Below are 11,087 nucleotides of genomic sequence, written 5' to 3' on the forward strand. Positions count from 1 at the left end.
GACGCTGGGGATCGCGAATTGTTCGGACCAGCCGATCTCGTTCCGGGAGTCCACCCGCAAGGGCATTCCGGTGACCGCGGTCACGATTGCGGTGACCGCGTCATACTTACCGGCTGCGCTACTTCGCATTCGCCTGAACAGCAAAAATGGCACAACACGGACACCTCACGTGTGGCGATTGTGTATTTCCAGCGCCCCTGACCGACAATGGCAGCCGCCATGTCCATATCCAGTACCGATCAGCCGACCGCGCCGGACAGCGACCGACAGGACGCGCCGGGCACCTCTGTCGGCCCCGGCGCCTACCGCGTGGATTTGGACGGATTGCGTGGCGTAGCTATCGCACTGGTCGTCGCGTTCCATATCTGGGCCGGGCGGGTGTCCGGCGGCGTGGACGTGTTCCTGGTGCTGTCCGGCTTCTTCTTCACCGGCATGCTGGTGCGCCGCGCCGGCGCCGGTCCGGTGGGCGTCCTGGCCACCGTGCGGCGCACGCTGCGCCGGTTGCTGCCCGCCATGGTGGTGGTGCTGGCCGCCGTGGCCGTGGCGACGGTGACCCTGCTCCCCCACACACGCTGGTCGAATATCGCGGGCCAGACGCTTGCTTCGCTGTTCTACTACCAGAACTGGCATCTGGCGCTGTCGTGGTCGGACTATCTGGCCGCGGACCCGTCGGTGAGCCCCCTGCAGCACCTGTGGTCGATGTCGGTGCAGGGGCAGATGTATCTCGTCCTGCTGGTGGCGGTCGCGCTGGCGGCCTGGGTGCTGCGCCGCGCGGTCACCGCGGGTGCGTGGAAATTGGCCGTGCGGTACCCCGTTCTGCGCAGGGCCGGGCAGGACGGCGTCCTGCGGCTGACCCTCGGGGTCCTCTTCGCCGCCGTCGCCGTCACCTCGTTCTGCTATGCCACCGAGGGCGTTTCGACCCAGCAGGGCTGGAACTACTACGACACCTTCGCCCGCGCCTGGGAGCCCATCGCGGGCGGTCTGCTCGCGCTGGCCGCGCCGCTGATCCGGCTGCCGACGCCGACGCGGGATGTGTTCGCCTGGACGGGCATCGCGGCCATGGCCTGCTGCGGCTGGATGGTGAACGGCTCCCTGGTCTTCCCGGGCCCTGCCGCGCTGATCCCGGTACTGGCCACGGCCGCACTGATTCTCGCGGGCGCGGGCCGAGACACCGCCGACCAGCCCCTGGTGAACCGCCTCCTGGCCACCGGACCGGTCGTGCGGCTCGGCGGCGTCGCCTACGCCCTGTACCTGTGGCACTGGCCGATCCTCATCTTCTATTTGGGCGAACAGCATCAGCGCCGGGCCGGGTGGCCGGGCGGGCTGGTCATCATCGTGGTCTCGCTGCTGCTGGCCTTCCTGACCCATCATCTGGTCGAGGAGCCGCTGCGACTGCGCTCGCGGCCCGCCGCCGCCCCCGCCCGCGGCCGCCTGCTCGCGGGTGTCGCAGTATCGACCGTCGGTGTGCTGCTGGTCGGTTCGACCCTGGCGTGGCAGTGGAGCATGGGCGCGAAGGCGCATGCGGTGGGCGAGTTGGACCCCACCAGATATCCGGGCGCGGCGGCGCTCACCGATCGCGCGCTGGTGCCGCGCGCCCCCATGCGCCCCACCACCGAGGAAGCCCCCGCCGATATCGCCTATCCCACCCGTGATCACTGCATCTCCGACTTCGACACCCGTGCGGTCGTCACCTGCACCTACGGCGACCGGGACGCGCACCGCACCATCGCGGTGGTCGGCAATTCCCATGCCGAGCACTGGATTCCGGCCCTGCAGATCCTGGGCGAGCAGTACCGCTTCCGCATCGTCGTCTATTTGAAGATGGGCTGCCCGCTCACCGTCGCCGCGGAGCCCATGTACAAGGGCCAGCACAATCCGGACTGCCGCGACTGGTCGGCCGAGGTGATCGACCGGCTCGGCGTGGAGCGGCCCGACTTCGTCTTCACCACCGCCACCCGCCCCAGCGACAACGGCGGCGATGAGACCCCGCACGACTACCTCGACGTCTGGTCGGCGCTGTCGAACCGCGGGCTCCAGATCATCGCCATCCGCGACACTCCGTGGCTGCGCCGCAATGGCATTCGCTATCGCGCCATCGACTGTCTGGCCGGCGGCGGCGACCGCGTCGGCTGCGGCCTCCCGCGCAGTGAGGTGCTCAATGCCCAGAACCCGGCCGCCGCATCGGCCGCCGCCTACCCGAACCTGCATCTGATCGACCTCAATGACGCGGTGTGCGAGCGGGACGTGTGCGCGGTCGTGGAGGGCAATATCCTCGTCTACCACGACGAACACCATTTGACCGCAAGCTATTCGCGTTCGCTCGCCCCGGAGCTGGGGCGAGAGTTGCGGCCCATTCTGGACTGGTGGTGATCTCTCCGGCTGCCCATCGCCGCCCGAGGGCATAGGCTCATCGGGCGACGCTGTAGGACAACAGAATTCGGGGTCTCGGTGAAGGATTTTCCCCTCGACACAGTGCTGGCCATCATCGGTATCGCGGTGCCGATCCTGGCGTTCGTCTGGGAATTCGTTCTGGTGGGCCGCAAGCGGCTGGGGTATCGCGTGCAGATGGACACCCCCGTCACGGGCGAGATCGAATCGGTCTTTCCCGGCGTGCTACCCCAGTTGCGGCCGGAGGGCGACGGCGCCGCACCGGATCTCCAGGACCTGTCGGTGGTGCTGGTCCGCATCGAGAACAATGGCATCACCGATGTCGACAGCAGCGATTACGCTTCCCCCGATACCGATAATGTCGGCCTGCACCTGCACTTTCCGCACCGCCGGGTCATTGGTATGGCGGTGACCGAGCTGTCCGATGACGCCATGGGCGACAGCCTCGAGCCCGGTACCGGGATCGGCTGCCGCGAGGACGCCCAGCACCGGGTCGGCATCATCGACCTGCCCAAGGTCCCGATGGATCGGGGCGACCACTACAAGATCCTGGCCATCCTGCAACGCACCGCCGGGGCCGGCGAGTACCCCGCGCCGGTGATGCGGGCCAAGCTCAAGGGCGGGCGGGTGGCGGAGACCCGCAGCCGCATCGGGACTTCGCCGCGGCTGTTGGCGCTCATCGGTTTTCTGGTGGCGGTCATCGCCGTGCAGTTCGTCTTCGGCCTAAACGACGACAAGAATGCCGCGGGCTGTGTATCGGGCAAGCTCACCCTGGTCGGATCCACCGCCTTCGAGCCCGCCATCCGGGATGCCGCGGCCGAGTATGGCAAGCACTGCGCCAAGACGCAGTTCGACTTCGAATTCGACAGCAGCGACCGGGGTTTGAGCAGGGTCGACGAGGAGAGCAAGGACAATCCCGGACTGCTCGCCATCAGCGACGGCCCGAAGGGCGTCGGCTACCCGAACCTGATCCCTCGCACCCTGGCCATGTCGCTGTTCACCATGATCGTCAACCCGGGCGTGGGCGTGCACGATCTGTCCACGCGGCAGATCCGCGACATCTACGCGGGGCGTATCGACAACTGGCAGTTGGTCGGCGGCACGGATCTGCCGGTGCGCGTGGTGAATCGGGCGCTGGGCTCGGGCACTCGGGAAGCCTTCCGCCAGCGCATGCTCGGTGACGACCAGCCCCTTACGCCGGTCGCCACGTCGTGCCGCACCATCGCCGCCACCAATCCGCCGAGTCCCGCCTTCTGTGAGGTGCCGGTCACCGCCGACATGCTGAAAACCGTTGCGGACCTGCCGGGTTCGATCGGATACAGCGAATACTCGGACGCGGCGAAGGCTTCCGGGGCGCAGACGGTGACGATCGCGGGACACGCGCCCGCTCGCGATCAAGTACTCGACCACACCTACCCGTTCTGGAGCGTCGAATACGCCTACAGCAATGGCGAACTCCCGGCCGATTCGCCGGCGGCGGCATTCCTGCGCTTCCTCACCGACGGCATCGGCAAGGATGTGTTGCGCTCGCACGGCAATACCCCGTGCGGTGAACTGCCCAACCCGACGACCTGCTCGCCGGACAAGTAAAGGTCCGCGAAATGTCAAGGGGCCCGGTCGCCTTCGTGAGCGAGGCGACCGGACCCCGGTATCGGCCGATCAGCCCTTGAACGGGTACTTGCTGTCCAGGTCGTAGTTCAGCTCGACGACATCGACCGTGGGCTCACCCATGAAGCCCAGGGCCCGGCCACTCCGGTGGGCATCCACAAGGACCTTGATCTGATCGGCGGACACGTTGCGGGCCTTGGCGACCCGCGCCACCTGGATGGCCGCGTACTCCGGGGAGATCTGCGGGTCCAGACCCGAGGCCGACGCGGTCACGGCGTCGGTCGGCACCGGGGTGTCGGCCGAGGCGTCGCCCCGGATCGGCACGATCTGACCGGCGGAGTAGTCCTCGCCCCGCTTGGCGCACTCCACCTTGACACCCTCGTACGCTTCCTGGAACGGCGTGGTCGGGTTCTTCGCATCCGTCGAGCACACCTCGTTGACACTGACCACCCGGGTCGGGTGGGTGACCAGGCCGTGCGAGTCACGATCGCCCATGACCGCGAGCACCGAGCCGACGCCGCCGGAGGTGCAGTACGGTCGGCTGCCGTCGACCCCTTCCAGCGCGGCGACCGCCTGGCTGCGTGAGCAGACCGTGCTGAGCAGGCTCAGCTTGTCCTTCTTCGGGTCGCCGGCGTCCAGGCTGTCCACCACGGACTCCGGACCCATATTGCCGAACGCGGTGTTCGTCGGGTCGTAACCGTCGGGGATGCTGCCGTCGGTCGGCGCCGAGTTGGACGGACGCGTCTGGAAGTACTGCACCAGCGCGTTGCCCTTGCCGTCGGTGAACGCCTGACCGATGAGGCTGGACCCGACGAGCTTGCCGTCCTTGTCCTTGATCAGCGAACCGTCCGCCTTGTCCTTCAGCCCGGGCAGCTGCGAGACGCCGAGAACCACGGCGGGATAAATGATTCCGGTGATCACCGTGAGCACCAGCAGCGCGCGCAGCGCCGCGATGTGCTGCCGGATCCAGGTTGACATACGCATCAGGACATCCCCGGGAAGAATTGAATGACAAGGTCGATGAGCTTGATCCCGATGAACGGCGCGATGATGCCACCGAGGCCGTAGATGTACAGGTTGCGGCTCAACAGCTTCGACGCGCTCGACGGACGGTAGTTCACACCGCGCAGCGCCAAGGGGATCAGACCCACGATGACCAGCGCGTTGAAGATGACCGCCGAGAGGATCGCCGACTGCGGCGAGTGCAGTCGCATGATGTTCAGGACATCCAGGCCTGGGAACAGCACCACGAACATCGCGGGAATGATCGCGAAGTACTTGGCGATGTCGTTGGCGATCGAGAACGTGGTGAGCGCGCCACGGGTGATCAGCAACTGCTTGCCGATCTCCACGATCTCGATCAGCTTGGTCGGGTCGGAGTCGAGGTCGACCATATTGCCGGCTTCCTTGGCCGCCGACGTCCCGGTGTTCATGGCGACGCCCACGTCGGCCTGCGCGAGCGCGGGCGCGTCATTGGTGCCGTCACCGGTCATGGCGACCATGCGGCCGCCGGCCTGTTCCTTCTTGATGAGCGCGAGCTTGTCCTCCGGAGTCGCCTCCGCGAGGAAGTCGTCCACGCCCGCCTCGTCGGCGATGGCCTTGGCGGTCAACGGGTTGTCGCCGGTGATCATGACGGTGCGGATGCCCATGCGGCGCATCTCGTCGAAGCGCTCCCGCATGCCCTGCTTCACGACATCCTTGAGGTGGATGACGCCGAGCAGTGTGGCGGTGCCCTTCTTGATCTCCGCGACCACCAGCGGGGTGCCGCCGGAGGCCGAGATGCCGTCGACGGTCACGCCGACCTCGGTCGGCACCTCTCCGCCGTTGGCGCGGACCCATTCGGTGACGGCGCTGGCCGCGCCCTTGCGCAGCTGGTGGCCGTCGGCCAGATCCACGCCCGACATGCGGGTCTGGGCGGTGAATTCCACCCAGTGGGCGCCGGTCAGCTCACCCGGGGTGCGCTCGCGCTTGTTGTACGCCTGCTTGGCGTACACCACGATGGAGCGGCCCTCCGGGGTCTCGTCCGCGAGGCTGGAAAGCTGTGCGGCGTCGGCCAATTCGTCGGAGGTGATGCCCGGCATCGACACGAAGTCCGCGGCCTGGCGGTTGCCCAGGGTGATGGTGCCGGTCTTGTCCAGCAGCAGCGTGTTGACGTCACCGGCGGCCTCGACCGCACGGCCGGACATGGCCAGCACATTGCGCTGCACCAGGCGGTCCATGCCGGCGATGCCGATGGCTGACAGCAGCGCGCCGATGGTGGTCGGGATGAGACACACCAGCAGCGAGACCATGACGATCCCGGTGACGCCGTGGAGATCCAGCGCCAGATTATCCACCACGCCAGGGTTGTTGGCCTTGGAGAAGATGGCCAGCGGCTGCAGGGTCGCCACCGCGAAGACGAAGATGATCGTCAGCGCGGCCAGCAGGATATTGAGCGCGATCTCGTTCGGCGTCTTCTGCCGGGACGCGCCCTCCACGAGCGCGATCATCTTGTCGATGAACGAGCCGCCGGGCTCCTGGGTGATCTTCACGACGATGCGGTCGGACAGCACCGTGGTGCCGCCGGTGACCGCGGAACGGTCGCCGCCGGACTCGCGAATCACCGGCGCGGATTCACCGGTGATGGCCGATTCGTCCACGGAGGCAATGCCTTCCACGACATCGCCGTCACCCGGAATGACCTGGCCCGCTTCGACGACCACGAAGTCGCCGCGTTGCAGCTCGGGGGCCGCGACCTTCTCCTCGACCACCCGCGCGCCCGGGGACCAGTCCGCGAGCCGGCGAGCGATGGTGTCGGTCTTGGCCTTGCGCAGTGTGTCGGCCTGCGCCTTGCCGCGGCCCTCGGCCACCGCCTCCGCCAGGTTCGCGAAAATCACTGTCAGCCAGAGCCACACGACGATCGCCCAGGCGAAGAAGGTCGGATGCACCAGCGCGAGAATGGTGGACCAGACCGCGCCGATCTCGACGATCAGCATCACCGGATTGCGCCACATGACGCGCGGATCCAGCTTCTTGATCGCGGCCGGCAGGGATTTCACCAGCATCTTGGGGTCGAACAGCCCGGCCGAGACACCGCGTTTCGGCTTGCCGTGCGCCTGTTTCTCCGGCGTGGAATCGACGGTGGGAGTGCTCATGAGTGGATTCCTTCAGCGAGCGGGCCGAGCGCCAGCATCGGCAGGAAGGTGAGCGCGACCAGGATGACGGTGACGCCCGCGACCATCCCGACGAACTGCGGCCGATGCGTCGGCAGCGTGCCCTCGGAGGCGGGGGTGTGGCCCTGCGCGGCCAGCGAACCGGCCAGTGCCAGCACGAAGATCATGGGGAGGAAGCGGCCGAAGACCATGGCCAGACCGAGTGCGGTGTTCCACCACACCGTATTGCCGGACAGACCGGCGAAGGCCGAACCATTGTTGTTGGCCGCGGAAGTGAAGGCGTACAACACTTCCGAGAGCCCGTGCGGACCCGAATTGGCCATGCCCGCGCGCTGGCCCGGCAGAGCCATCGCGATGGCCGTGCCGGTCAGCACGATCAGCGGCGTGACGAGGAAATACGACGCGGCGAGCTTGATTTCCTTCGGGGTGATCTTCTTGCCCAGGTACTCCGGGGTGCGGCCGACCATCAGACCGGCGATGAACACCGTGATGACCGCGAGGATCAGCATGCCGTACAGGCCCGACCCGGTACCACCGGGCGCGACCTCACCGAGCTGCATGTTGAACATGGTCATCATGCCGCCGAGGCTGGTGTAGGAATCGTGCGCCGAGTCCACCGCACCGGTCGAGGTGAGCGTGGTCGCGGTGGCGAAGGTCGCCGAATTCGACACGCCGAAACGGGTTTCCACACCCTCCATGGACGCGCCGATGGCGGACGGAACCGTACCGTGATGCTGCAACTGGAAGAGGTTCATGACGGTGACGCTGAGGATGGCCAGGGTCGCCATGACGGCGGCGATGGCCACGCCCTGTTTCTTCGAGCCGACCATGCGGCCGAAGGTGCGCGGCAGCGAGAAGCTGATCACCAGCAGCAGGAAGATCTCGACCCAGTTGGTCCACGCGGTCGGGTTCTCGAACGGGTGCGAGGAGTTCACGTTGTAGAAGCCGCCACCGTTGGTGCCCAGCTCCTTGATGGTCTCCTGGCTGGCGACGAGTCCGCCCGGCAGGGTTTGCGAACCGGTGTTGCCCGCGGTCGTCGCGACCTGGTCGTAGACGTGCAGGTTCTGAATGACGCCGCCCGCGACCAGCACGATCGCGAAGACGATGGCGAACGGCAGCAGGATGCGGGTGGTTCCCCTCACAAGATCCACCCAGAAGTTGCCGAGTTCGCCCGTGCGGCGACGGGCGAAGCCGCGCACCAGTGCGACCGCCACGGCCATGCCCACGGCGGCGGAGACGAAGTTCTGCACGCCCAGGCCCACGGCCTGCACGAGGTGGCCCATCGTCGATTCACCGGCGTAGTTCTGCCAGTTCGTGTTGGTGACGAAGCTGATGGCGGTGTTCCACGCCAGATCCGCGGTCATCTTGGTGCCCGGATCGTTCAGGTGCAACGGCAGTTTGCCCTGAATCAGCTGCAGGAAGAACAGGAACAGCACGCTGATGGCCGAGAAGGCCAGCACGCTGCGGGCGTAGACGGCCCACGTCATCTCGACGCCCGGCTGCACGCCGATCAGCCGATAGATGCCTTTTTCGGCCTTGGAGTGTTTCTCGCTGCTGTAAACGCGGTACATGTAGTCGCCCAGTGGCACATGCACCGCGGCCAGCGCGGCGACCAGGGATACCGCGAACAGAATCCCGGCTGTTGTCGTGCTCACTCAGAACCTCTCCGGATACAACAGCGCCGCCACCAGATAGATGGCGATGCCGACGGCCAGAACCAGACCGATAATGTTCTGCGTCACAGCCGTTCCACCCCGCGTTGGATCAGGCCGAACAGGGCGAAGATCGCCACCGTCAGCACGGTGAACACCACGACAGACATGTCTCGAAACCTCTCTACTTACGGGCACGTCCTGAGACGCGCCGGAGTGAGTCAAGCGCCCGAGCAGCCCAACTTCGAGGTCCTTTACGTCTTCTTAGCGTCCCAAACGGCCGCATTGACGCTCCACTTACAGGCTCGCGTGGCGTGTCGCACAGATATCGTCGGCATCCCTTCCAAATCCATCAAGAAACCGTCAGGACCTGGCATTTCACGGCCGCCGGCACGAAAAAGCCCCGGAGCGCGTGCACTCCGGGGCGGGTAGACGGGCCTGGATCAGCGGGGGTAGGTGCGGACGATCGTGCCGTCCAAGCCCGCGGCCAGATAGGCGCTGCCACCGTAGTCGTCGGAAAGGTAGACCAGGAGGGTGGGCTGGTGGTTGTTGAAGGTCCAGGCCGGGTTGACGGTGACGTAGCGCATGGTCGGGTTGGGGACGTTGAGTTGCTGGGCGGCCGCGGTGAAGAGCCCCGGGAGCAGGTCCCAGTTGATCGAGCCGAGGTCGATGGTGGGGTCGGTCAATTGGCCACCCGCGCCCTCTCGCTTGGCTGTGCCGTCACGGTAGGTGAACTCGTCGTAGAGCTTGGGCTGGCCCTGGACGGGGGCGCCGGTCCGGACGTAGCTGGGATAGATCGTGGTCTCGGTGAATTGTTTTCCGCCGGTAACCTTTTCGAGGGCGGAGACGGCCTTGCGTGCGCCGTCGGGGGTCAGCAGGTCGGATTTGCCGTCGGCCTTGACTGTGCTGGGGGCGATGACCGTGGGCGGTATGACTCCGGACGGCGTGATGCCGCCGGGCTGAACCGGGCCGGTCGGCAGGCTCGATGGGTTTTGACCGCCGGACGAGGAGGGCCACAGCGCGATGGCCGCGGCCGCGGCGACGGCGAGGACGACCGCCACGCCCGCGAGGATCAATGGACGCGGATTGCGTTGCGGCGCAGCGGGAACCGGATCCGGTGAGATCTGCGGGAACGGCTGGGGCGCGGTGAATCCCTGGGGCTGTCCGACTGTCGCGAACCCCGGCGGCGGCGTGATCGCGAACGGCTGGGGCTGCGGCACCGTCGAGAATGCCTGCGGCTGCGGCGTCGGCGTGGGCGCGAAGTCCTGCGGCCGCGAGGTCGTCTGGAATCCCCCGAGGTGCGGGGTCGGCGCGAAGTCCTGCGGCGAGGTCACCGTGCGGTGCGAGCCCGAAGGCTGTGGGAACGCGGGCGGTTCCAACGGGAGGTCGGCGGTCGCGGTCACCTGCGCGAGCATGCGGTCGACCTGGTCGGCGGGTGGCCGGTGGCCCGGGTTCGGGACCAGGAGGGCCTGCAGGACCGGGGTCAGGGGACCCGCCTGCCGCGGGGAGGGGACCGCGCCCATCAGGACGGCCGCCAGGGTGGCGACATCGGTGTCACGGCGCATGGGCTGGTAGCCCTCGACCGCGGCGAACAGCACCAGGCCCAGGGACCAGAGGTCCGAGGCCGGATTACCCTCATGGCCCTGGAGACGTTCGGGGGCGACGTAGGGCAGGGAGCCGACGACGCTGCCGGTGGAGGTGAGGCCGGTCAGGTCGTTGACGGCGGCGATGCCGAAGTCGGTGAGCACGGGGGAACCGTCGGTGCGCAGCAACACATTCGGCGGCTTTACATCGCGGTGCAGGACGCCGACCGCGTGGGCGGCGCGCAGTCCGGCGAGGATGCCGCGCCCGACCCAGGCCGCCCGCGCCGGTGACATCGGCCCCTGGTCCAGCCGGTCCGCGAGCGATCCACCCGCGACCAGTTCCATGACGATCCACGGATGCTTCTCGGCGGGCGTGTCCACGATGTGGTGGATGGCCACCACATTCGGGTGCGTGATCCGGGCCAGCGCCCGCGCCTCCCGCAGCACCCGCTCACGCTGCACTTCCGCGGATCCCGCATCGCCCTCGGCGCGCACCTCCTTCAGCGCCACCTCGCGATGCAGCGCGATGTCGTACGCGCGCCACACCGTGCCCATACCGCCGCTGCCGAGAGGTTCGATCAACTCGAAACGCCCGTCGACCATTGCCCGCCCGGAATTCACGGACGACAGCTTAGGGTCGCCACACCACCGACGCGAGATCTCGTACTGGCCAGTCTGCTTCAACCCGCTCAAATGGTGTCAAC

The 11,087-nt window shown here is 67.3% G+C and carries 7 protein-coding genes; 2 read left to right on the forward strand and 5 right to left on the reverse strand.

Going from position 1 to position 11,087, the window contains the following annotated elements:
- The first annotated feature begins 219 nt into the window (after positions 1-219).
- Positions 220-2,370 carry an acyltransferase family protein gene (locus GLP40_RS09300; protein WP_154787462.1) on the forward strand — a complete coding sequence of 717 codons (2,151 nt, stop codon included), beginning with the start codon at positions 220-222 and terminating at the stop codon, positions 2,368-2,370.
- A 78-nt stretch (positions 2,371-2,448) separates the two neighbouring features.
- Positions 2,449-3,978 carry a substrate-binding domain-containing protein gene (locus GLP40_RS09305; RefSeq protein WP_328289917.1) on the forward strand — a complete coding sequence of 510 codons (1,530 nt, stop codon included), beginning with the start codon at positions 2,449-2,451 and terminating at the stop codon, positions 3,976-3,978.
- Between the two features lie 69 nt (positions 3,979-4,047).
- On the opposite strand, the gene GLP40_RS09310 is transcribed toward GLP40_RS09305, so the two are convergent.
- The 5 genes from GLP40_RS09310 to GLP40_RS09330 all read right to left on the reverse strand — a co-directional run bounded on the left by GLP40_RS09310 (position 4,048) and on the right by GLP40_RS09330 (position 11,004).
- Positions 4,048-4,980 carry a potassium-transporting ATPase subunit C gene (locus GLP40_RS09310; RefSeq protein WP_154787464.1) on the reverse strand — a complete coding sequence of 311 codons (933 nt, stop codon included), beginning with the start codon at positions 4,978-4,980 and terminating at the stop codon, positions 4,048-4,050.
- A complete protein-coding gene (gene kdpB / locus GLP40_RS09315) occupies positions 4,980-7,130 on the reverse strand; it encodes a potassium-transporting ATPase subunit KdpB (RefSeq protein WP_154787465.1) in 2,151 nt (716 codons plus the stop codon). The genes GLP40_RS09310 and kdpB overlap by 1 nt, the downstream gene beginning before the upstream one ends.
- Entirely contained in the window at positions 7,127-8,803 is a 1,677-nt protein-coding gene (kdpA, locus tag GLP40_RS09320) for a potassium-transporting ATPase subunit KdpA (protein WP_328289918.1), read from the reverse strand. The genes kdpB and kdpA overlap by 4 nt, the downstream gene beginning before the upstream one ends.
- Positions 8,804-8,998, reverse strand: a complete 195-nt coding sequence (kdpF, locus tag GLP40_RS09325) for a K(+)-transporting ATPase subunit F (RefSeq protein ID WP_328289919.1) — start codon at positions 8,996-8,998, stop codon at positions 8,804-8,806.
- A 245-nt stretch (positions 8,999-9,243) separates the two neighbouring features.
- Positions 9,244-11,004 carry a serine/threonine-protein kinase gene (locus tag GLP40_RS09330; protein WP_328289920.1) on the reverse strand — a complete coding sequence of 587 codons (1,761 nt, stop codon included), beginning with the start codon at positions 11,002-11,004 and terminating at the stop codon, positions 9,244-9,246.
- Positions 11,005-11,087: the final 83 nt, after the last annotated feature.

The organism is Nocardia aurantiaca (assembly GCF_009708175.1).
Taxonomy (GTDB): Bacteria; Actinomycetota; Actinomycetes; order Mycobacteriales; family Mycobacteriaceae; genus Nocardia; species Nocardia aurantiaca.